The organism is Acidocella sp. MX-AZ02 (assembly GCF_000306035.1).
Taxonomy (GTDB): Bacteria; Pseudomonadota; Alphaproteobacteria; order Acetobacterales; family Acetobacteraceae; genus Acidocella; species Acidocella facilis.
In genome coordinates this window covers 88857-111714 of the sequence record NZ_JH976209.1, presented here as the reverse complement: position 1 = coordinate 111714, position 22858 = coordinate 88857, and the positions used below count along the sequence as shown (strand labels likewise).

The 22858-nt window shown below is 65.4% G+C and carries 19 protein-coding genes; 16 read left to right on the top strand and 3 right to left on the bottom strand.

Going from position 1 to position 22858, the window contains the following annotated elements; all coding sequences use genetic code 11:
* The first annotated feature begins 263 nt into the window (after window positions 1–263).
* Together MXAZACID_RS12760 and MXAZACID_RS20315 are read left to right on the top strand one after the other, a co-directional pair.
* Complete coding sequence (locus MXAZACID_RS12760) at window positions 264–911, top strand: TetR/AcrR family transcriptional regulator (protein WP_035178998.1); 648 nt, start codon at window positions 264–266, stop codon at window positions 909–911.
* Between the two features lie 173 nt (window positions 912–1084).
* A complete protein-coding gene (locus MXAZACID_RS20315) occupies window positions 1085–1210 on the top strand; it encodes a hypothetical protein (protein WP_256378780.1) in 126 nt (41 codons plus the stop codon).
* A 2-nt stretch (window positions 1211–1212) separates the two neighbouring features.
* Here the strand turns inward: MXAZACID_RS20315 and MXAZACID_RS12755 are convergent, their stop codons facing one another.
* Window positions 1213–1995, bottom strand: a complete 783-nt coding sequence (locus MXAZACID_RS12755; protein WP_008494819.1) for an FCD domain-containing protein — start codon at window positions 1993–1995, stop codon at window positions 1213–1215.
* Window positions 1996–2146: 151 nt separating this feature from the next.
* Here MXAZACID_RS12755 and MXAZACID_RS12750 point away from each other — a divergent pair, with 151 nt between their 5' ends.
* Both MXAZACID_RS12750 and dld read left to right on the top strand, forming a co-directional pair.
* On the top strand, window positions 2147–3754 hold the full coding sequence (locus MXAZACID_RS12750) for an L-lactate permease (protein WP_008494818.1): 1608 nt from the start codon (window positions 2147–2149) through the stop codon (window positions 3752–3754).
* 81 nt (window positions 3755–3835) lie between these two features.
* The gene (dld, locus tag MXAZACID_RS12745) at window positions 3836–5548 is read left to right on the top strand and encodes a D-lactate dehydrogenase (RefSeq protein ID WP_008494817.1); all 1713 of its coding nucleotides are present in this window, start codon (window positions 3836–3838) and stop codon (window positions 5546–5548) included.
* A gap of 58 nt (window positions 5549–5606) precedes the next feature.
* Here the strand turns inward: dld and MXAZACID_RS12740 are convergent, their stop codons facing one another.
* Complete coding sequence (locus MXAZACID_RS12740) at window positions 5607–7019, bottom strand: NAD(P)/FAD-dependent oxidoreductase (protein WP_008494816.1); 1413 nt, start codon at window positions 7017–7019, stop codon at window positions 5607–5609.
* Window positions 7020–7110: 91 nt separating this feature from the next.
* On the opposite strand from MXAZACID_RS12740, the gene MXAZACID_RS12735 reads away from it, so the two are divergent.
* Both MXAZACID_RS12735 and MXAZACID_RS12730 read left to right on the top strand, forming a co-directional pair.
* Window positions 7111–8334: an allantoate amidohydrolase gene (locus MXAZACID_RS12735; RefSeq protein WP_008494814.1), complete on the top strand. Its 1224-nt coding sequence runs from the start codon at window positions 7111–7113 to the stop codon at window positions 8332–8334.
* A gap of 59 nt (window positions 8335–8393) precedes the next feature.
* On the top strand, window positions 8394–9080 hold the full coding sequence (locus tag MXAZACID_RS12730) for a DUF6766 family protein (protein WP_008494813.1): 687 nt from the start codon (window positions 8394–8396) through the stop codon (window positions 9078–9080).
* A 3-nt stretch (window positions 9081–9083) separates the two neighbouring features.
* Here MXAZACID_RS12730 and MXAZACID_RS12725 read toward each other — a convergent pair whose 3' ends face one another.
* Complete coding sequence (locus MXAZACID_RS12725; RefSeq protein ID WP_008494812.1) at window positions 9084–10301, bottom strand: M20/M25/M40 family metallo-hydrolase; 1218 nt, start codon at window positions 10299–10301, stop codon at window positions 9084–9086.
* A 92-nt stretch (window positions 10302–10393) separates the two neighbouring features.
* Between MXAZACID_RS12725 and uraD the strand changes: the two genes are divergently transcribed.
* The 10 genes from uraD (at window position 10394) to MXAZACID_RS12675 (ending at window position 22831) form a co-directional block, all read left to right on the top strand.
* Entirely contained in the window at window positions 10394–10861 is a 468-nt protein-coding gene (gene uraD / locus MXAZACID_RS12720; protein ID WP_039885455.1) for a 2-oxo-4-hydroxy-4-carboxy-5-ureidoimidazoline decarboxylase, read from the top strand.
* Window positions 10858–11166 carry a hydroxyisourate hydrolase gene (locus MXAZACID_RS12715; RefSeq protein WP_008494810.1) on the top strand — a complete coding sequence of 103 codons (309 nt, stop codon included), beginning with the start codon at window positions 10858–10860 and terminating at the stop codon, window positions 11164–11166. Before uraD ends, MXAZACID_RS12715 begins: the two co-directional genes overlap by 4 nt.
* On the top strand, window positions 11138–12079 hold the full coding sequence (gene puuE / locus MXAZACID_RS12710; RefSeq protein ID WP_008494809.1) for an allantoinase PuuE: 942 nt from the start codon (window positions 11138–11140) through the stop codon (window positions 12077–12079). The genes MXAZACID_RS12715 and puuE overlap by 29 nt, the downstream gene beginning before the upstream one ends.
* Before the next feature lie 52 nt (window positions 12080–12131).
* Window positions 12132–13850, top strand: coding sequence for a thiol reductant ABC exporter subunit CydD (gene cydD / locus MXAZACID_RS12705; RefSeq protein WP_039885366.1), 1719 nt, complete (start codon window positions 12132–12134; stop codon window positions 13848–13850).
* Complete coding sequence (gene cydC, locus MXAZACID_RS12700; RefSeq protein ID WP_008494806.1) at window positions 13843–15519, top strand: thiol reductant ABC exporter subunit CydC; 1677 nt, start codon at window positions 13843–13845, stop codon at window positions 15517–15519. Before cydD ends, cydC begins: the two co-directional genes overlap by 8 nt.
* Window positions 15520–15909: 390 nt before the next feature.
* On the top strand, window positions 15910–17520 hold the full coding sequence (locus tag MXAZACID_RS12695; RefSeq protein ID WP_008494805.1) for a cytochrome ubiquinol oxidase subunit I: 1611 nt from the start codon (window positions 15910–15912) through the stop codon (window positions 17518–17520).
* 13 nt (window positions 17521–17533) lie between these two features.
* A complete protein-coding gene (gene cydB / locus MXAZACID_RS12690; protein ID WP_008494804.1) occupies window positions 17534–18673 on the top strand; it encodes a cytochrome d ubiquinol oxidase subunit II in 1140 nt (379 codons plus the stop codon).
* Between the two features lie 17 nt (window positions 18674–18690).
* Window positions 18691–18882: a hypothetical protein gene (locus MXAZACID_RS12685; protein WP_008494803.1), complete on the top strand. Its 192-nt coding sequence runs from the start codon at window positions 18691–18693 to the stop codon at window positions 18880–18882.
* Between the two features lie 408 nt (window positions 18883–19290).
* Window positions 19291–21579: an Orn/Lys/Arg decarboxylase N-terminal domain-containing protein gene (locus MXAZACID_RS12680; protein WP_008494802.1), complete on the top strand. Its 2289-nt coding sequence runs from the start codon at window positions 19291–19293 to the stop codon at window positions 21577–21579.
* A 235-nt stretch (window positions 21580–21814) separates the two neighbouring features.
* On the top strand, window positions 21815–22831 hold the full coding sequence (locus tag MXAZACID_RS12675; RefSeq protein ID WP_008494801.1) for a fatty acid desaturase: 1017 nt from the start codon (window positions 21815–21817) through the stop codon (window positions 22829–22831).
* The last annotated feature ends 27 nt before the right edge of the window (window positions 22832–22858 follow it).

The window sequence follows — 22858 nt, the reverse complement described above, 5'->3', positions numbered from 1 at the left end:
AGACCTCTCAAAGGCAGGCTGGAATGAAAACAACGGAAACCCAGTTGGAGCACTAGCAAAATCAAAGATCTGGTGTGATTCAGCGTCATTGATCCGCGATACGGAGAATCGCGGATGTCTGAACCATCGCACCAGAGTGAAGCAACGACCTCAAAACATTTACAGTACTTATGAGTACTGATATTGTGCGATTGCGAAGGGCTGTCAAGACGCGACCTGGTTGCATTTTTTCGCGTCAAAGAAACGAATATGGATGGGATTGAGTGTCCAAGGAGATTTGCAAGCATCGGGGGCGGCCAAAAGCCTGTACGGACGAGACGCAGCGGCGATTGATCATCGATTGTTCACGGCGCCTGTTCCTGGAACAAGGCTATGGCGCGACCCGGACCGAGGACATCGCGACACGCTGCAAGATCTCCAAACAGACGCTCTACCGGTTGTTTCCGGGCAAATCCGCGCTGTTCGCTGCGGTGGTGGATGCCGACCGCCCGCAATGGCTGGAGCTGCCCGTGCCCGACGACCTGCCCCTGGCGGCGGCGCTGGAGCGGATTTTCCGGATCGATATCAGCGAGGACGAGGACAAGGAGCGGCTGGATTTCTTCCGCATGACCTTGGCGGAGGCCCAGACCTACCCGGAGCTGAGCGAGATCGCCCGCACCAACGGGGCGCAGCAGGCGCATGCGGCGCTGGCCATCTGGATGCAGCGCCAGGCGGATCGCGGCCTGATCAACCTGGCACTGGATGCGCTGACCAGCGCGCGCATGCTCTCGGACATGATTTTCGGCGCGATGATCCTGAAATCCATCGGCGAATTCGCCTGGCGCAGCGGCGAGGCACGGCGCGCCCATATCCGCGCCGCCATTCATGTCTTCCTGCACGGCGTCTGCCCCGCCCCAGCCGCGTCAAGCTGACCCCATATTGCGCCGCAGACGCGCGCGGGGCACAGAGCGGCCTTTCGGTTTTTAGGTCCTGAATCGGGACTATTTTCTGGCCTTTGCGGGATCACGGCGCTAAATTGGCGATCCACCGCGCGAAAAGACGCGGGGCATTCGCGAGCTGGGGCGTGGAAGCAAAGGCAAGACCCATGAACGACGTGACAATCTGGGCGGAAATGTTGGCGGTGCCGGTGGCAATCGGCTTCATTGCGGTGATGATCTGCCTGTTCAAGGACAGGCTGGAATTCGAGCGCCACCACCCCCACAAGCCGTAAGATCAGCCTTGGCCGTCCTCCGCGCCGGCGACCAGATATTTCCGGTCGATCCGGCGCATGGCGGTGGCCAGACGCGCCTCCTCGCGCTGGATGTCCTCCAGCGTCGAGCCGGTGAAATCCATATGCGCGCGCATCGCCTCACCCGCTTCGTTGGCATCCCCGCTCAACACCGCCTCGCCGATGCGCAGATGCTGCGCCAGCAGCAAATCGCGCAGGCCCGCGCGCAGATACAGCGTCTCACGATTATAAAAGACGTTCTTGCGCAAGAGATCGCCCAACACCCGCATGATGTGCAGCACCATCAGATTATGCGAGGCCTCGTAGATCAGCCCGTGCAGCTCGGCATCCACATCCGCCTCCAGGGCCGACTCCCCGGCATCATGCGCGGCCTGGATGCGGCGCAGGCAATCGGCGATCGCCTCGCGCTCGGGCTGGGTGGCGCGGATGGCGGCATAGCCGGCGGCCGCCACCTCCACCGTGCGCCGGAATTCGATATAATCCGCCGTCGCCCGCGGCTCGGTCACGAATAATTCCGCCAGCGGGTCGGCCAGCCGGTCAAGAAACCGCGCCACGCTGGTGCCGGACTTGCCGGAGACCAGCAGCCCGCGCTCCTCCAGCTGCGCCAGCGCCTGATGCAGAGACGGGCGCGAGACCCCCAGCCGCTCCGCCAGCTCGCGCTCGCCCAGCAGCTTCTCCCCCGGCCGCAGCGCCCCTTCCAGGATCATCGTCTGGATGCGCTCGGCGATGATATCCGCCAGCGGCACCGGCTTCACCTTTTCAGCCATCGCACCGTCCCTCAAAAACCGACCGGCATTATAAACAGCCCGGCGCCAGTTGTACCAGAATGCATTATGGTAAAAATTTATTGCCAATAACAATCTTGGCATGCTAACCGGCCAGCACTCCAAGGACCATAATCAAATCACAGGGACAGAAATGTTCGCACAGCTCATCACCCCCATCGGGGGTAGTCTGGTTTTATCGTTTCTCGTGGCCGCGATTCCGGTGGCGCTGGTGCTGGCGCTGCTCGGCGTGCTGCGCCGGCCGGCCTGGCAGGCGGCTTTGGCCGGGCTCGCCGCCGCCTTCATCGTCGCGGTCGGCTTCTGGCAGCTGCCGGTGCATCTGGCGCTGGCGGCGGCGGCCAATGGCGCCGTATTCGCCGCCTGGCCGGTGATGTGGATCGTGCTGAACGCGCTGCTGCTTTATAATATCTCCGTCCGCGCCGGCTATTTCGAGGCCTTCCGCGCCTGGGTGATCAACCATCTGCCAAATGACCGCCGGGTGGTGCTGGTGGTGATCGGCTTCTGCTTCGGCGCCTTGCTGGAGGGTGTGGCCGGGTTCGGCACGCCGGTGGCCATCACCTCCTCGCTGCTGATGCTGGTCGGCTTTCCCGCGCTGGAAGCGCTGGTATTCGTGCTGATCTTCAACACCGCCCCCGTCGCCTTCGGCGCGCTGGGTGTGCCGGTGACGGTGCTGGGGGCGGTCACCGGCCTGCCCACCACCGCACTCGGCGCCATGCTCGGCCGCCAGCTGCCGGTGATCGCGCTGCTGCTGCCGTTCTATGTCATCACCATCTATGGCGGCTGGCGCTCGCTGAAGGCGCTCTGGCCGCTGCTGCTGGCCGCCGGCGGCTCCTTCGCGGCGATGCAGTTCATCGCCTCCAACCTGCTGGATTATGCGCTGACCGACGTGCTCTCCTCGCTCGGCTCGCTGGTCTTCACGCTGCTGTTCCTGCAGGTTTGGAAACCGAAACCCGACGCTGAATTCGCGATCAAGGACGAGGCGCTGCACGGGGCGGAATCCCACTCCAAGCGCAACCCCTGGAGCGGCTGGCTGCCCTGGGTGCTGGTCTCGGTCATCGTCATCGTCTGGACCAATCTGAACATCGCCGCCATCGGCGCGCGCAGCATCCATTGGCCAGGGCTGGACAAGGCGATCTCGATCACCCTCTACCATGCCAAGCCCTATGCCGCGATCTATGGCTTCCAGCCGCTGGCCACCGGCACCGCGATCCTGCTGACCGCGCTGCTCACCGCCATGCTCGGCCGGGTTTCGCCGGGGGCGCTGCTCGGCTGCATCGGCGCCACGCTGAGGCAGATCTGGCTGGCGGTGGTGACGGTGATGTCCATCGTCGCCCTCGCCTATCTGATGAACTATTCCGGCCTCGCCTACACGCTGGGGGCCGGGGTGGCGGCCACCGGGCATTTCTTCATCCTGCTCTCGCCCTTCCTGGGTTGGGTGGCGGTGATGCTCTCCGGCTCCGATACCTCCGGCAATGCGCTGTTCGGCAATCTGCAGGTGGTCGCGGCCAGGCAGCTCAATCTCAGCCCGATCCTGATCGCCGCCACCAACTCCGCCGGCGGGGTGATGGGCAAGGTGATCTCGCCGCAGAACATCGCCACCGGCTGCAGCGTCACCGGCATGGCCGGGCAGGAGGGCAAGGTGTTCGCCCGGGTGTTCATCCATTCCATCGTGCTGACCCTGGCGCTGGCGGTGCTGGTGATTATCGAGCAGTATCTCATCCCCTGGGTGATCCCGGGCTGAACAAGCCAGCCCCGCGCCACGGGGCTGGCAAAACCAGTGAAACCGCCCAGAGTGGCGGCCACCGCAACAAGGACAGAACCCATGCCCGACCGCAACGCTGATCTGATCACCGCCCTGCAAGGCGCGGTCGGGGCCGGGCATGTGCTGACCGCGGAGGCCGCGACGCGCCGGTTTCGCACCGGCTATCGCTTTGGCACCGGCAAGGTGCTGGCGGTGGTGCGGCCGGGCAGCCTGGTGGAGCAATGGCGGGTGTTGCAGGCCTGCCACCAGGCCGGCGTCATCATCATCATGCAGGCCTCCAATACCGGCCTCACCGGCGGCTCCACCCCGGATGGCGATGAGTATGACCGGCCGATCGTGCTCATCAGCACCACCCGCATGGCGAAGATCCATCTGCTGGAGGGCGGGCGCCAGGTGGTCTGCCTGCCTGGCGCCACCTTGTTCCAGCTGGAGAAAACCTTGCGCCCGCTGGGGCGCGAGCCGCATTCGGTCATCGGCTCCTCCTGCCTTGGCGCCTCGGTACTGGGCGGGATTTCCAATAATTCCGGCGGGGCGCTGATCCATCGTGGCCCGGCCTTCACCCAGCTGGCGATCTATGCGCGGGTGAATGAGGCGGGCGCCATCGAGTTGGTCAACCATATCGGGCTGCGCCTCGGCAACGACCCGGAAGCGATGCTCACCCGGCTGGAGCGCGGCGATTTCACCGCCGACGAAATCGAGCACCCGGCCGGCCGCGCCGCCTCCGACCCCGACTACGCCCGGCATGTCCGCGAGATCGACGCCGCCACCCCCGCCCGCTTCAACGCCGATCCGCGCCGGCTCTGCGAAGCCTCCGGCAGTGCCGGCAAGCTGATGATCTTCGCCGTGCGGCTGGACAGTTTCGCAGCCGAGAAAGAGACCGCGGTATTCTATATCGGCAGCAATGACGCGGCCGCGCTGACGCGCATCCGCCGCGACATTCTGGGTGGCTTCGCCAACCTGCCGGTGGCGGGCGAATATATCCACCGCACCGCCTTCGACATCGCGGCTCTGTACGGCAAGGATACGGTGATTGCGATCGAAAAGCTGGGCACCGACCGGCTGCCGGCCCTGTTCGCGGCGAAAGCGAAGTTCGATGCCTTTGCCTCGAATTTTTCGTTTCTGCCGAAGGATCTCAGCGACCGGCTGATGCAGGCGGCGAGCCAGCTTTTCCCCCAGCATCTGCCCGCCCGGATGCGCGATTACCGGGACCGCTTTGAGCATCATCTGCTGCTGAAAATGTCCGGCCCCGGCATTGCGGAGGCGCGGACTTATCTTGCTTCACTGTTCCCCAGCGCTGGCGGGGATTTTTTCGAATGCACGCCGGAGGAAGGTGCGAAAGCCTTCCTGCACCGCTTCGCCGTGGCGGGGGCGGCGATCCGCTATCGCGCCATTCATCGCGACACGGTCTCGGACATTGTGGCGCTGGACGTGGCCCTGCGCCGCAACGACCAGGAGTGGGTGGAGCGGCTGCCCGCGGAGATGGACGGCAAGCTGCTGCACAAGCTCTACTACGGGCATTTCTTCTGCCATGTGTTCCACCAGGATTATGTGGTGAAGGCCGGGCATGATCCGATCGCCATCGAGCATGAGATGTGGGGGCTGCTGGATGGTCGCGGGGCGGAATATCCGGCGGAGCATAATGTCGGCCATCTCTACCCCGCCAAGCCCGCACTGGCGGCGCATTACCAGGCGCTGGACCCATGCAACTGCTTCAACCCCGGCATCGGGCAAACCTCCAAGCTCTATTGCTGGGGCGAAGAAGAGGCTGCCTGAGTTACAAAAGTTTTTTGGGGGGCTTGGGGGGAGTTTTTTCAAAAACTCCCCCCAATCTTCACGGCCAGACCCCGCTGAACTCCTCCTCCGCATAGGCCTTGTAATCCGCGAGGATCTCCGGCGCATCATCGGTGAAAAGCTGCGAGACCACGCCATAAACCAGCTTTGGCGCGGCGAATTTCATGCCTGAGAGCGCCGAGGCGGAGAGCCCCAGGCTCGCCAGCGCCGCATAGTTGAAATTGAACAGCCCGTGCAGCCGGTCAGCGCCGTCCGGCGTCTTCGCGGTGAAGGCAAAATCCCTGGCAAGGTAAGGATGATCGTCGATCAAGGGGTTCGGCTTCGGGGCCTGGTATTTATCCCGCCAGCAGGCGATATCCCCGGCCAGCGCCGCCAGCTCCGGGCGCAGCCGCGCATCGGTCAACAGCCCGGTGGAGAGCACCAGGAAGTCGAACAGGTAGGTGGCCTTCGGCGTCGTCACCTCCACCCCATCCGGTGTCTCCCGCACTGAAAGCCAGGGCTCGCCGGGATGGAAGGAAAAGCCTTCATAGGCGCAGGCGCGGTTGAACGTGTCATTGGTCGGCGGCTGGTTGAAGGAGAGGAAATGGTCGATGCCGTCATAACGCTGGGCATCGCTCAGATCCGAAAAATGCCCGAGGAAACCGGCATTTTCCATGAAGCGGATCGGGTTGATCTTGGGCAGCGCCGGCTTGCGGATGAAGACCTGCACGCGCCCCACCCCTTCCCCCAGCGCGAACTGCGCATTGTCAAAGGCCGAGGCGCCGCCGCCGAGAATGCCGATGCGCTTGCCCTGCATCGCGGCATAATCCACCGCCTCCGAGGTATGGGCGTAGCGGGATTTCGGCAGCGTCTTGATGAAATCCGGCGTGTGCCACTCACCGCCGCCCTGAATGCCGGTGGCCAGCACCACCTTGCGCGCCAGCAGCGCCGAACCGCCGGCATGCACGCGAAACAGCCCGCGTTGCACCGGCTCGATCAGCGTCACCTTCGCCTCATTACGCACCGGAATCCCCAGAATCCGGCGATACCAGATCAGATAGCGCATCCAGGCCGCGCGCGGGATCTTGCCCAGCGCCTCCCAGCCTTCGGCGCCATATTGCGCCTCCCACCAGGCGCGGAAGGTGAGCGAGGGCACGCCGAGATCCACCGAGATCAGATGTTTGGGCGTGCGCAGCGTCACCATCCGGGCATAGGTCACCCAGGGGCCTTCCTGGCCCTCCGGGTTTTCGTCCAGCACCAGGATATTCTCCACCTTCTCGCGCACCAGCCCGAAAGCCGCCGCCAGCCCGCTCTGCCCGCCGCCGACGATCAGCACGTCATACACATGCCCCTCCGGGTGGCGATGCGGGCGCACCCAGGGCCTGGCCGGGTAATCCAGACAGGCCAGATCATGCCGGACCCGCGCCGCCAGCTCCGTCAGCGCCTCGCTCTTCGGGGGAGAGATCTGGTCCATCCTTGGGCACTCCTTCACGCTGCCTGCGCCGGGTAAATGCTAGCGAGCCATCTTATTGCGGGCAATCGCTATCTGCGGCTAGTTTTTGGGCATGACCCAGAGCCTTGGCGCCATCGCCGTCTCCCGTTGCGACCTGTTCAAGCAACCGCCTTACAGCGAGGCGGCAGGCGCCCTCACCCGCCGCTTCCTCACCCCGGCCCACAAAGCCGCGCTGGAGACGCTGACCGGCTGGATGCAGGCGGCCGGGATGAGCACGCGGCTGGACGCGGCGGGCACGCTGATCGGCCGGTATGAGGGCACCGGCGCGGCCACCGTGCTGATCGGCTCGCATATCGACAGTGTGCGCGATGCCGGCGCCTATGATGGGGCGCTGGGGGTGATGCTGGGGCTGGGCGTGGTCGAGGACCTGGCCCGGCAAGGCAAGCGCCTGCCCTTCGCCATCGAAATCCTGGCCTTTGGCGATGAGGAAGGCTCGCGCTTCCACGCCTCGATGACCGGCAGCCGCTACCGCGCCGGCACGCTGACGGGGGACCCCACGACGCTGCAGGATGAAGACGGCATCTCGATGGGCGAGGCGATGCGCGGCTTCGGGCTGGACCCGGAAGCCCTGCGCCAGCCCCCGCCGCGCGGCGATGTGCGGCTCTATCTGGAAGCGCATATCGAACAAGGCCCGGTGTTGCAGGCGGAAAATCTGCCGCTGGGCATCGTCACCGGCATCGCCGCGCAGACGCGCCTGGCCGTGACCCTCATTGGCATGGCCAACCATGCCGGCACCACCCCGATGGGGCTGCGCCGGGACGCGCTGGCCGCCGCCGCCGAGGCGGTGCTGCTGGTCGAGCGTATCGCGACACGGGAGGGCATCGTCGGCACCGTCGGCGCGCTCAGCGTGGCCCCTGGGGTGGGCAATGTCATCCCCGGCTTGGTCAGCTTCTCGGTCGATCTGCGCGCCCCGCTGGCGGGCCCGCGCGATGCGGCGGAACAGGAATTCCGCGACGGGCTTGCGGCACTCTGCGCCCGGCGCGGCATCGGTCAGGAGGTGAAAACTGTCCAGCAGCTCGCCCCCTGCCTGTGCGACGAGACGGCCCAGCGCCTGCTGGCGGAGAGCATCGCCGCGCAAGGCGGGCGCCCCTTCGCCCTCGCCTCCGGCGCCGGGCATGACGCGATGAGCATGGCCGCCCTCTGCCCCGTGGCCATGCTGTTCATCCGCTGCCGGGACGGGGTCAGCCACAACCCGGCCGAACATGTCACGCCCGAGGATGTGGACGCGGCGGCGCGGGTGATGCTGGGTTTCCTGGAGCGCCTCGCCGCGCGCTGAACCATCTTCCTTGCGGCCTTGGCGGACATATATCTGCAAGACCCGCTCAGAGGATGCGCATGTCCAGCCTGACCACCCCGTTGAACGAGAGTCTCGGCAACCGCCTTCGCAAGCTCTGGCGCGATGACGGGCTCTCCATTGCCTTCTTCACCCTGTTCATCCTCTGCCTGATCCCGCAGGGGCTCACCGGCTGGGTCGATTATAATGGCAGCCTGAAAGAAGCGCATTTTCCGGCGATTTCACTCGGGACCTATCTGCGCACTGGCAATTTTCTGGATGGCGCCTTCAGCAACTGGCAGGCGGCGATCCTGCAGCTGGCGGTGCTGATCGCCTTCAGCGCGGTGCTGCGGCAGAAAGGTGCCGCGCATTCGCGCAAGCCTGCCGGCCTGAGCCAGCGCACGGTCTATTGGAAGCTGCGCCGGCAGGATAATCTGGCCGACACGCTCTATGCCAATTCGCTGTCCCTGGCGTTCATTTTCATGTTCGTCATCGCCTTCGGGCTGCATCTGCTGTTCGGCAGCTGGCGTTATAACGAGCAGCAAACGCTGCAGCATCTGCCAACCCTCTCCACCCTGGCCTATGCCGGCAGCGCGGATTTCTGGTTCTCGGTGTTCCAGTGCTGGGAGGCCGAGTTCGGCGCCATCGGCCTCTATGTCGTGCTCAGCATCTTCCTGCGCCAGGAGAACTCGCCGGAATCCAAGAAGGTGGAGGCGCAGGATGGAGAGACCGGCGAGACCAATGAATAGGCCTCACCCCAACAAATCCGCCAGCGCCAGCGCCACCACCTTGGTCGCGCGGTGCAGGTCCGCCAGGGGCAGCCGCTCATCCGCACGATGCGCGTTGGCTTCCTCGATGCTGCGCGGCCCGGCACCGTAGAGCACGATCGGCACGCCGGCGGCGGCGTAATGGCGGGCATCGGTGTAAAGCGGCACGCCGGTGGTGCCGATTTGCTCGCCGTAAATCTCCGTGGCGCGGCGGCTCAACGCCTCTGCCAAGCGCTCGCTCCCCGGCAGCGGGGTGAGCGGGAGCGCCAGCAGCACCTGGCGGATCTCCACCCGCGCCCCTGCAACCTCCGTCACCGCGCGCTCGATCAGCGCGCGCAAGCCCGCCTCCACCGCCGCCGGGTCTTCGTCCGGGGTGATCCGCCGGTCCAGGCGCAGCGTGATCTTGTCCGGCACCACATTGGTGTTGATACCGCCGGAGATCAGCCCCACGGTGAGCCCCGGCGCGCCGATGCCGGGAATGGCGGAGGGCTGGCCGCGCAGGCGCGCCCGCTCGACATAGAGCGCGTTGAGCACGCAGGTTGCCGCCTGCAGCGCGTCGATCCCGGTTTCCGGCTTCGCCGCATGGGCGGAGCGGCCCAGCACCGTCACCTCCAGATGCAGGCAGCCATTATGCGCGGTGACGACATTGTAGGAAAACCCAGCGGCGATCGCCGCATCCGGCTTGGAAATCCCCTCCGCCAGCAGCCAGCCCGGGCCGATCTCCCCGCCCGTCTCTTCATCATAGGTAATATGCAGCTCGATCGTACCCTTCAGCGCCAGCTTGCTCTCCTTCAGCGCCTTCAGCGCGAAAGCGTAGGAGGCGATGTCGGATTTGGAGACGGCGGCGCCGCGCCCATACATCCAGCCGTCGCGGATCTCCGCACCGTACGGGTCCGCGCTCCAGCCCTCGCCGGGCGGCACCACGTCACCATGCGCGTTGAGCGCGATGGTCGGGCCGGGGCCGAAGCCGTGGCGGACGATGAGATTGGTGCAGCTGACCATGCCATGCGCCCGCACCAGCGCCTCTGGGACCACATGACGTTCCACGTGGAACCCTAACCGCTCCAGCAGCGCCGCTGTCATCGCCGCGTGCGGGGCGCAGTCCCCGGACGGGTTGTCGGACGGGTGGCGGACCAGTTCGGCGAGAAACTCCTCCCGGCTGGCATCATGCATATCGATCAGATCGGTCAGGCTCTTCATCATCTCAGTCCCGGTTGCGCCCTTGGGCTATCAGCGCCACTATGCGGGGGTGAGTGATTTTCGCCAAGCGTGTCGCGAAATCCCCGGAGGTCGACATGATCGCTGAGTCCGGCCCGTATCTCGGCCTGTTCGAGCATTCCCCCTGGGTGGTGGAACGGGCCTTCACAACCTCTCCCTTTCCGGACAAGGCCAGCCTGCACGCCGCCTTGGTGGCGGTGGTGGCGGACGCATCGGAGGCCGAGCAGCTGGCGCTGATCCGCGCCCATCCCGAGCTTGGCGCAGGCCAGGCGGACCTCACCGCCGCCTCCCAGGCCGAGCAGCAAGGGGCAGGGTTGCGGGCGCTGAGCGCCGAGGAATTCGCCCGCTTCACCGCGCTGAACGCCGCCTACCGGGGAAAATTCGGCTTTCCCTTCATCATCTGCGTGCGGCTGCAGCCCGGCAAGGCGGCCATTCTGGAAGCCTTCGCCAAGCGGCTTGAACATGACCCTGTCACGGAAAAGGAAACCGCCTTGCGCGAAATCGGCCATATCACCTGGTTGCGGCTACAGGACATCACGCCATGAAGGGCCTCACCACCCATGTGCTGGATGTCGTCCAGGGCTGCGGCGCGGCGGGGATGCAGGTGGAGCTGCACGCGCCGGGCGGGGCGGTGACCGCGGTGACGCTGGATGAAGGCGGGCGCGCCTGCCTGGCCGAAACCCTCGTCGCCGGCGCCTATGAGCTGCGTTTCCACGCCGCCTTCTATCGCAGGGCGGCCGAGTTTTACGACATCATCCCGGTGCGCATTCTGGTGCATGAGCCCGCGCGCCATTACCATGTCCCTTTGATATTGAGCGCCTATGGCTATTCCACCTATCGCGGCGGCTAACAGCCCCGCCTACCCGCGTGACCTTCCCGGCTATGCCGGCCACCCGCCGCGCGTCACCTGGCCGGGCGGGGCCAAACTCGCACTCAGCTTCGTGCTGAATTACGAGGAGGGCGCGGAAAACTCCGTGCTGCACGGCGATGAAGGGGCGGAGACCTTCCTCTCCGAGATTGTCGGCGCCGCCCCGGTGCCGGGAATGCGCCATCATTCCATGGAAAGCCTCTATGATTACGGGGCACGGGCCGGGTTCTGGCGCATCCGCAAGCTGTTCGAGGCGCACGGGCTGCCGCTCACCGTGTATGGCGTGGCGATGGCGATGCAGCGCAACCCGGAGGCGGTGGAGGCGATGCTGAAATCCGGCTGGGAGATCGCCAGCCACGGCTATCGCTGGATCAATTACCAATATGTGCCGGAAGAGATCGAGCGCGACCATATGCAGCGCGCCATCGAGATCATCACCGCGCTTACCGGCCATCGCCCGCTCGGCTGGTACACCGGCCGCACCAGCCCCAACACCGCGCGGCTGGTGGTCGAGGAAGGCGGTTTTGTGTATGACGCGGATTCTTACGCGGATGATGTGCCGTATTACGACACCACATGGGGCAAGCCGCAGCTGATCCTGCCCTACACGCTGGACACCAACGATATGCGCTTCGCCGCGGTGCAGGGCTTCAATACCGGCGCGCATTTCGTCACCTACATCAAGGACGCCATCGACGCGCTGCGGCTGGAAGGCGAAACCAGCCCGAAAATGCTCTCCATCGGGCTGCATTGCCGCATCATCGGCCGGCCGGGGCGCATCGGCGCGCTGCGGCAGATTCTGGATTATGTCGCCTCCCTGCCGGATGTCTGGGTGGCGCGCAGGATCGAGATTGCCCGGGAATGGCAGCGCCAGGTGCCGCCGCCGGAAGCGTGAGGATTTGATATATATCTTGGCGGTATCCCCCGCGCCGGGTTAGCTCGCCGGCATGAGTGACCGCATGGATCCGCGCCTGATGCGCGAAGGCAAGCGCGCCCGGGGCGCGCTCTATGGCAGCATCGGGCTGGGGCTGCTCTCCGCCTGGGTGGTGATCGGCCAATCCGTGCTGCTGGCCAAGCTGGTCACCGCCATCTCCTTCCTGCATCAGCCGCTGAGCCGGCTGGAGACGCCGCTTTTGCTGCTGGCCCTGCTGTTCGGGCTGCGCGCACTGCTCACCTATGGCGCCGAGCGCCTGGCCAGCCGCGCCTGCCTGACCATCAAAACCGGGCTGCGCGCCGCCTTGCTGGAGCGGCTATTCGCGCGCGGCCCGGCCGAGGGGGCGGCCAGCGCCGAGCACGCCACCGTGCTGCTGGACGGGGTGGAGGCGCTGGAGCCCTATTTCGCCCGCTATCTGCCGCAGATGTATCTCTGCGTCGCGGTGCCGCTGGCCATCCTCGCCTTCGTGTTCTCGCTGGACTGGATCAGCGGGCTGGTGCTGCTGGTCGCGGGGCCGTTGATCCCGCTCTTCATGGTGTTTGTCGGCTACCGGGCGGAGGCGATCAATCAGCGCCAATGGCTGAAGCTGCTGGCGCTGGGTACGCATTTCCTGGATGTGCTGCAGGGGCTCACCACGCTGAAGCTGTTTGGCCGGGCGCGCGACGAGATCGCCATCATCGCCCGGATTTCGGACGATTATCGCCGCACCACCATGGATGGCTTACGCATCGCCTTTCTCACCAGCGCGGTGCTGGAGTTTTTCGCCTCGCTGGCGATCGCGCTGGTGGCGGTTTTGTTCGGGGCGCGGCTGATCCACGGGCATTTCGATTTCTACCCGGCCTTTCTGGTGCTGCTGCTGGCCCCGGAATATTTCGTGCCGCTGCGCGGGCTTTCGGTGCATTACCATGCCAGGATGAGCGCGATTGCCGCCGCGCGGCAGATTTTCGGCCTTCTGGACGCGCCCGTGCCCGCGCGCGGCAGCGCCGCGCTGGCGCCGGCTGAGGAATATGAGATGGCCTGCGAAAAGCTGAGCTTCGCCTATGACGGGCGTGTTGTGCTGCAGGATGTCACCGCCCGTTTTCCCGCCGGCAGCACAACAGTGATTGTCGGTGCCAGCGGCACCGGCAAGACCACGCTCTCGCGCCTGCTGCTCGGGTTTCTCACCCCCAGCGCCGGGCGAATTCTGGTGAATGGGCAGGATCTGGCCGAGATCGACCCGGAGAGCTGGTGGCGGGCCCTGGCCTGGGTGCCGCAAAGCCCGCGCCTGTTCAAAGGCAGTGTCGAGGATAATCTGGCGCTGGGCCTGCCCGCGCGGGATTTCGCGGGGCTGCGCAACGCCGCCGCGCGCGCCCATGCCTATAATTTCATTCAGAGCCTGCCCGGCCAGTTCGGCGCGGCGATCGACGAGGGCGGCGCCAATATCTCCGGCGGCGAGACCCAGCGCCTGGCCCTGGCCCGCGCCTATGCCCGGCAGGCGAAGCTGCTGATTTTGGACGAGGCCACCGCCAGCCTGGATGCGGGGACCGAGGCGGCGATCCTGGACTCGATGGAGCAGGGGGCGGGTGTGACCGCCATCATCATCGCGCACCGGCTGACCCTGGCCGAACGGGCGGATCAAATTCTGGTGCTGCAGGAGGGCCGGCTGGTGCAGGCCGGCACCCATGCGAGCCTGGCTGCAATCCCCGGCCCCTATCGGGACATGCTGCGGACCCGGGAGGCGGCCTATGTCTGACATCTGGCGCCTGATCCGCCTGACCGCGCCGCGCAAGGGCTGGATGCTGGCGGGTCTTGGGCTGGCCACCCTCACCTTGCTGGCGAATTTCGGGTTGCTCGCCCTCTCCGGCTGGTTCCTCGCCGCCACCGCCATCGCCGGCCTGGCCGGTTTTGCGGCGCAGAACGCCTTTAATTTCTTCACCCCCTCGGCGATGGTGCGGTTTTTCGCGACGCTGCGGGTGGCCTCGCGCTATGCCGAGCGGCTGGTGACGCATGAGGCCACTTTCCGGCTGCTGGCGGATCTGCGGGTCTGGTTCTACACGCGGCTGGAGCCGCTGGCCCCCGCCGCCTTGCAGGGCCAGCGCAGCGCGGATCTGCTGGGGCGCATCGTCTCCGATATCGACACGCTGAATTTGTTCTATCTGCGGGTGTTCGTGCCGGTGCTGACCGCTCTGGCGGCCGCGCTGCTGATGGCTTCGTTCTTCGCGTTTTTCTCGGTGCCGGCGGCGCTGGCGCTGATCCTCGGGCTGGGCTTGAACGGCGCCCTCGCCCCGGTGCTGACGGCGCGGCTTGGCGCCGGGCCGGGGGCGGCGATCACCCGGCTGAATGCGGGTTTGCGGGCCGAATATGTCGAGGCGCTGCAAGGCATGGGGGAGCTGCTGGTGAGCGGCGCGGCGCCCGCGATGCAGGCCCGCGCGGCGGCGCTGAATGAAGAGCTGGCGGCCGCCCAGGCGCGGCTGGGTGGTGTCGCCGCGTTGGGGGCATCCCTCTCCGGGCTGGCGGCGAATGCGACGCTGCTGGCGGTGCTGGTGTTCGGCGCGCGCCGCTTTGAGGCGGGCGGGCTTGGCGCCGCCCAGGTGCCGATGCTGCTGCTCGGCGCCATGGCCGCCTTCGAGGCCACCGCCCCGCTTCCCGGGGCGCTGAATTATCTCGGCCAGATCAAAACCGCCGCACGGCGCATTTTCGCGCTGGCGGACCAGATGCCGCCGATCAGCCCGCCCGCCACCGCCGCCCCGGCGTTGCAGCGCTACGATCTGGAGCTGGCGGGGGTCGATCTGGCTTATGATGGCGGCCGCAAGGTGCTGGATGGGTTCAGCCTGAGCCTGCCGCAGGGGCGGCATGTCGGGATTGTCGGCGTCTCCGGGTCAGGCAAATCCACGCTGATCAATCTGCTGCTGCGCTTTCATGAATATCAGGCGGGGACGGCGCGGTTTGGCGGGGTGGATCTGCGGGCATTTTCCAGCGCGCAGATGGCGCGCCATGCCACCATCATCTCCCAGCGCAGCCATCTGTTTCATACCAGCATCCGGGATAATCTGCTGCTGGCCAATGGTGCGGCGGATGAGGCGGCACTCTGGCACGCGCTGGAGGTGGCGCAGCTGGCGGATTTCGTGCGCGGGCTGGCGCAGGGGCTGGATCATCTGGTGGGCGAAGGCGGGGCCAGCCTGTCCGGTGGGCAGGCAAGGCGCATCGCGCTGGCCCGCGCCGTGCTCAAGCCGGCGCCGTTGCTGATCCTGGACGAGCCGACCGAGGAGCTGGATGTGGAGACCGAGCGCGCCTTCCTGGCCGATCTGGCCCCGCTGCTGGCCGGGCGCAGCGTGCTCTACATCACCCACCGCCCGGCCGGGCTGGCGCTGATGGATGAGGTGTATGAGCTGCGGGACGGCAAGGCGCTGCGCCAGCGTTAGGCCCCGATCAACATTCACCCAGCCATTATCTCGATCCCTAGCGTCTTCGTCGTTTGACTGGGGGGTCAAGGGCGCGCGGCTTTGCCGCGCGGCGCCGCAGGCGCCGTTTACCCCTTGATGCCCCAGGCAAAAGACGAAACCCTGAAATGATCGAAACAATGCTGATCCTTCAACGCGTTGAAGCCGAAAGGCCAATCTCCAAGAGCCCAACGGCGCGGAACGCCTGAAAACCGCGCGCCATGCCCGCAGCGAAGGTCAGCAATTCACCGCAATCCTCCGGCCCTGCCCGCTCTCCACCCGGAATTTGACAGAGATCAAGCCGCGTTTTGCCGGCACCGCCTATACCCGGTCCGCTTGGTTAAAGTTTTTCCACAACTGGAGAGGGCGGTCATGCCGTTAATCGATCCGAGTGTCGTCGATCTATCGCGTTTGCAATTCGCGTTGACGGCGCTCTACCACTTCCTGTTCGTGCCGTTGACTCTCGGCATGACCTTCCTGCTCGCCGCGATGGAGACGGTCTACGTCATCACCGGCAAACAGATCTACAAGGACATGACCCAGTTCTGGGGCAAGCTCTTTGCGATCAATTTCGCCATCGGTGTCGCCACCGGCCTGACGATGGAATTCGAGTTCGGCACCAACTGGTCGATGTACTCGCATTTCGTCGGCGACGTGTTCGGCACCCCGCTGGCGATCGAGGGGCTGATGGCCTTCTTCATGGAATCCACCTTCATCGGCTTGATGTTCTTCGGCTGGGACCGGCTCTCCCGCCCGGGGCATCTCGCCGTCACCTATCTGACGGCGCTGGGCTCCAACCTCTCGGCGCTGTGGATCCTGGTCGCCAACGGCTTCATGCAGAACCCGCAAGGGGCGAGCTTCAACCCGGATACGATGCGCATGGAGTTCAACTCCTTCCTGAAGCTGGTGTTCAGCGAGGATGCGCAGGCGAAATTCGTGCACACCTCGATCGCCGGGTTCGTCACCGGGGCGCTGTTCGTGATGGGCATTTCCGCCTTCTACATTCTGCGCAAGCAGCATCGTGAGCTGGCGGCGCGCTCCTTCCGCATGGCGGCCCTGTTTGGCATCATCTCCTCGCTGGCGGTGGTGACGCTGGGCGATGCGCTGGGCCGGCTGGATTATCTGGTGCAGCCGACCAAGATCGCCGCGATCGAGGGGCTGTGGCAGGATAGTGCCGCCAATGGTTCGGCGGCCTCCGCGCCCTGGCTGCTGTTTGCCCTGCCCGACCAGGCGAAGCAGACCAACTATGCCGAAATCGGCGTGCCTTATGTGCTGGACCCGCTGATCGCGCATTCCTTCAGCACCAACATCCCCGGCCTGATCTCGCTGGAACAGCAGGCCGGCCCGCGGATTCAGAAAGGCATCGTGGCGCTGAACGCGCTGCAGGCCTATGGCAAGGACCATGACGCCGCCGCCCTCGCCACCTTCAAGGCGAATGAGAGCGACATGGGCTATGGCTTCCTGGCGCAGCGCTATGCGCCGAACCAGGATCTGAACCTGATCACCCCGGCCAATCAGGGCGCCATCATCGCCCAGGCGGAGAAGGACACCATCCCCAACGTGCCCGTCACCTTCTGGTCCTTCCGGATCATGATGGCGCTGGGCTTCTTCTTCGTCGGGCTGTTCGCCTTCGCGGCCTTCTACAGCCTGAAGAACCAGCTGGAGCGGCATCCGCTGCTGCTGAAGCTGTGCGTCTGGTCGATCCCGCTGCCGATCCTGGCCTGCGAGTTCGGCTGGATCACCGCCGAGGCCGGGCGCCAGCCCTGGTCGGTCTATGGCTATCTGCCGACCTTCCAGGCGGCCTCCAGCCATGGGCTCGGCTATATGGTGTTCTCGCTCATCGGCTTCGCGCTGCTCTACAGCGCCTTCATCGCCGCCGAGCTTTACCTGATGTTCAAGTTCGCCCGCCTGGGTCCGCAGCCGCACCATGCCGCCGCGCCCGAGGCTACGCCGGCGCCGATGTTCGCCACCCCGGCCGAGTAAAGGAGCGTTTATCATGGAACTCTATGTTGTTCTGAAAGTGATCTGGGCGGTGCTGCTGGGGGTGCTGCTCTCCGGCCTGGCCGTAATGGTCGGCATGGATATGGGTGTCGGCAGCCTGCTGCGCTTTGTCGGCCGCAATGATGCGGAGCGCCGGGTGGCGCTCAACATCATCGGCCCGCATTGGGATGGCAACCAGGTCTGGTTCATCCTGGGCGGCGGCGCCATCTTCGCCGCCTTCCCCACCTTGTATGCCACCTCCTTCTCGGTGTTCTACGTGGTGATGATCCTGCTGCTGTTCAGCATGATCATGCGCCCGGTGGCCTTCGAGTATCGCTCCAAGGTGGATGCCGGCAAATGGCGCGGCACCTGGGACTGGGCGTTCCTGATCTCCGGCGCGGTGCCGATGATCGTCTACGGCGCGGCCTTCGGCAATGTGATGCAGGGTGTTGGCTATCATTATGGTTGGGACGGGCAGTATTATCAGGATGAGAGCTTCATCTGGTATCTGCTCAACCCGTTCGCGCTGATGTGCGGCGTGATGTCGCTGGCTTTGTCCATCCAGCAGGGCGGCACCATGCTGATGCTGCGCGGCGAGCAGCCGATCTATGGCCGCGCCCGCAAGGCGGCCATCGGCGGCGGGCTGGTCGGCGGCATCCTGTTCCTGGCCGGCGGGCTGTGGCTCGGCCATCTCACCGGCTTTGCCTATACCAGCGCGGTTGACCCGAATGCCGCCGCCACCCCGCTCACCGGCCCCAGCGTGGCGCCTGTGGTCGGCGCCTGGATGCATAACTACGCATCCTACCCGCTGCTCTGGGTGCTGCCGGCGCTGGGTCTCGTCGGCATGTTCGGCGCGGCGCTGTTGAACCTGGCGGGCAAGCCGGTGCTGGCCTGGTGGCTGGGGGCAATCGGCTGGATCGGCGCGATCTTCACGACGGGGGCGAGCATGTTCCCCTTCCTGATGCCCTCGACCACCAACCCGAGCCAGAGCCTGACCGTGTGGAACGCCTCCGGCAGCGAATATAATCTCGGCTGGATGCTGTTCTTCGCGCTGGTCTTCACGCCGATCATCATCTGCTACACCTCCTGGTGCTTCTACGTGATGCGCGGAAAAGTAAAGGCTTCCGCGGTGGCGCATGACGAGCACAGCTATTAAGTAGAAAGGGCAACGAAATGGGTAAATTATTCACCTTCGTGGGCCTCGGCGTGGTGCTTGCTCTGGCATTGCTGCTCGCCGTGGTGGCTGGGGATTACGGTCCCTGGTATTTCGCCTGGATTGTCGGCACGGTGATGATCGTGCTGATCGCGGGCTGCGGTGCCGTCATGTACGACGCCCAGCACGAAAATGGGAAAGGAGAGATCTGATGCCGGTCGAGCTGGAAAGCCTGATTGTCTTTATCCCCTTCCTGTATCTGGGGCTTCTGGGGATCGCCTATCTGTACACCCGGAGGAAGTTCCCCTAACCCCTTGGGATGCTTCCGGGCTAAGGCCGCGCCGGCGTTCTCCACCGCCGGCGCGGTTGTTTTTTGGGGGCATCCCGATCAGCCGGCGGCGTGGCGTGCCATATCCACCGCCAGGCGGGTGAAACATAGAGCGTATTCCGTTCACGTTGGTGCACGGAACACGCTCTAGTTTTTTGTTTGAGCGAGCAACTTTATCCGATCAAACGAGTCCGTTTGATCGGATGTTGCTCTAGCTTCCATAGTGCCGGCATAGGGCTGGACAGCGGCGCGCAAACGCCATCCAATCCCGAAAGCCGCAAAAGGGAGCATCATGGCGAGGACGGAACAGACAGGCAAACGCATCGGCCGCAATGTGCTGCTGGTCTGCGACCGGCTGCATGAGGCCTCATCCCCTGGCCGGGCCGCCCGCGCGCTGCAGGAGGATCTGACCGCGCATGAGCTGAGCCCGGTCATCGCCCTCTCCACCGCCGCGGCGCATGAGGCGATCGAGGCGGACCCGCATCTGCAGGCGCTGCTGCTGGACTGGGATCTGCACCAGGACCCGAGCCACACCCAGGCGCGCGAGGTGCTGGATGCGCTACGCGCCCGCAACGCCAAGCTGCCGGTGTTTCTGCTGGCGACGCGCGAGGCCGCCCCCCACGTCCCGGCCGAGGTGATGCGCGAGGCGGATGGTTTCATCTGGCTGCTGGAGGATTCGATGGAATTCGTCAGCACCCGGATCCTGGAAGCGGTGCGCCGCTACCGGCTGGCATTGCTGCCGCCAATGTTCGGGGCGCTGGCGAAATTCGCCGACGAGGCGGAATATTCCTGGCACACACCCGGCCATACTGGCGGCTCCGCCTTTCTGCGCTCCCCCGCCGGGCGGATGTTCCATGATTATTTCGGCGAGAAGCTGCTGCGGGCGGATCTTTCGATCTCGGTGGCGGCGCTGGGCTCGCTGCTCGACCATACCGGGCCGATCGGCGATGCCGAGCGCTACGCCGCCTATGTGTTCGGGGCGCAGCGCTCCTATTTCGTCACCAACGGCACCTCCACCGCCAACCGGGTGGTGTTCACCGCCTCGGTGGCGCGCGGCGAAACCGTGCTGGCGGATCGCAACGCGCATAAATCCATCGAGCATGGGCTAGCACTCACCGGGGCAAGGCCGGCCTATCTGCTGCCCTACCGCAACCATCTGGGCATGATCGGGCCGATCCCGCCGGCGTCGCTGACCAGGGAGGCGATCGCGCATAACCTCGCCAGCTCGCGCCTGACCGCCGGCCAGGACGCGCGGCCGGCCTTGGCCATCGTCACCAACTCCACCTATGACGGGCTGTGCTACAATGCCGCACGGGTTGAGGAATTGCTCAGCCCCTCGGTGGACCGGATTTTGTTCGACGAAGCCTGGTTCGGCCATGCCCGTTTCAACCCGCTTTACGAAAACCACTACGCCATGCGCGGCGACCCGGCGGGGCGCGACCCCGCCGGCCCCACCATCTTCGCCACCCAATCCACCCATAAGCTGCTGGCGGCCCTCTCCCAGGCCTCGATGGTGCATCTGCGCGAGGGGCGGGTGCCGATCGAGGCGGTGCGGTTCAATGAATCGCTGATGATGCACGCCTCCACCTCGCCCAACTACGCCATCATCGCCTCCACCGATATCAGCTCGGCGATGATGGATGGTGCCGGCGGGCAGCTGCTGACCTCGGAAGCGATCGCCGAGGCGGTCGCCTTCCGGCAGACCGTGGCGCGGCTGCAGGCGGGTTTTCTGGAAAAAGGCGACTGGTTCTTCGGCGTCTGGCAGCCGGATTTCGTGCGCGACGGGGCGCTGCGCATCCCCTTCGCCGATGCGCCGCCGCAGCTTCTCGCCAGCAGCCAGGCCTGCTGGGCGCTGGAGCCGGGGGCGGACTGGCACGGCTTTGCCGGGCTGGAGCCAGGCTATTGCCTGCTCGACCCGATCAAGGTGACGCTGACCACGCCGGGCATGGGGCGGGACGGCAAGCTGGAGGCGCAAGGCATCCCCGCCCCGCTGCTGGCACATTATCTCGCGGAACACGGCATCACCCCGGAAAAGACCGCGCATTTCTCCATCCTGTTCCTGTTCTCCATCGGCGTGACCAAGGGCAAATGGGGCTCGCTGGTGAGCGCGCTCTTGGATTTCAAACGCGATTACGACGCCAACACCCCGCTCACCCGCGCCCTGCCCGCCCTCTGCGCCGCGCACCCGGCCGCCTATGGCGCGCTGGGGCTGAAAGAGCTGGGCCAGGCGATGTTCAAGGCGATGGGCGAGACCGGCTATCCGGAAAAACTGCAGGAAGCCTATAACGCGCTGCCGCTGCCGGAGATGATCCCGGCGGAAGCGCATGACCGGCTGATCCGCGGCGAAGGCGGCATGGCGGGGCTGGCCGCTTTGGCCGGGGGGGTCGCCGCCACCGCCATCGTACCCTACCCGCCGGGCATTCCTCTGCTGATGCCGGGCGAGACTTTCGGCACGCTGGATGGGCCGGTGCTGCGCTATCTGGCGGCGGTGGAGCGCTTCGACCGGCAATTTCCCGGCTTCGGGCACGATACGCACGGGGTGGAACCGGCGGAGGGCGGGTATCGGGCGCTGCGCTATTAGGGCATTATGGGTTTAGCTTGACGCGCCAGCGTCACGATAAACCCATCAAATTGCGCGCCAAAACATAAATGGAGCGCGTGTCACGGCAGGTTCACGTAACCCGGCTTGTCTGCCCGGGGCACGGGGCCCAAGCCAGTCCCGGCCCCAGGGCCGGACAGGACATGAATGATTTGGTTTCCGCCCGATCGATTGTGATAAGGTGAGAGGCATAAATCAAAACCCGGGAGGCCTTTTTTTGTCGACAGAATTCAGCAGCCCATCATCCGCCGGCGCGCTGCCGCTCGGGCTTTTGCGGGCCTATCAGGCGGCGTGCACCCGCCGGGCCGCGTTTCAGGCCGGCTCCACCTTCGGGCTCTATCTGCTCTGTATCGCCGCCATGTATGCCAGCCTGCATGTCTCGCTCTGGCTGACATTGGCTTTATCCCTGCCCGCCAGCGGCTTGATCGTGCGGCTGTTCATGTTCCAGCATGATTGCGGGCATGGCTCGTTTTTCGGCTCCAAGCGCCTCAACATCGCCTTCGGATCGCTGTGCAGCCTGGTCACCTTCACGCCGTTTTCCTATTGGCGCCGGCTGCATGCGCGGCATCACCAGAGCTGGAACAATCTGGATGGGCGCGGCATCCCGGCGGATTTCTTCTCGGATTGCGCGACGCTGGCGGAATATCAGGCGATGTCCGGCTGGGGCAAACGCCTCTACCAGCTGAGCCACCACCCGCTGCTGATCCATGTGCTGCTGCCGCCGGTGATTTTCCTGCTGCTCTACCGCCTGCCCTTCGACACCCCCCGCGCCCAGCGCCGGGAGCGGCGCAGCGTCTATCTGCTCGATCTGGGGCTCGTGCTGCTTTATGGCGGGCTGATTATGGCGTTTGGCCTCAAGGCGGTGCTGCTGGTGCATCTGCCCGCCATCATCCTGGCGGCGATCATCGGCATCTGGCTGTTCTCGGTGCAGCATCGCTTCGAGGAGTCACAATGGGCCCGCCAGGCCGATTGGTGCCCGACGCAAGCGGCACTGCATGGCGCCTCATATCTGAAGCTGCCGGCCTGGCTGCAATGGTTTTCGGGGAATATCGGGCTGCATCACATTCACCATCTGCGCCCCGGCATTCCGAATTACCGGCTGCAGGATTGCCATGATGGCTGCCCGGACGTGACGCGGGACGTGACCATCCTGACGCTGCGCGACGCCCTGCGCGCCCCCAGCTTCACGCTATGGGATGAGGCCGGCAACCGCATGGTGCCATTCCCGGCCTGACGCGCGCGATATTGCGCATCAAGACAA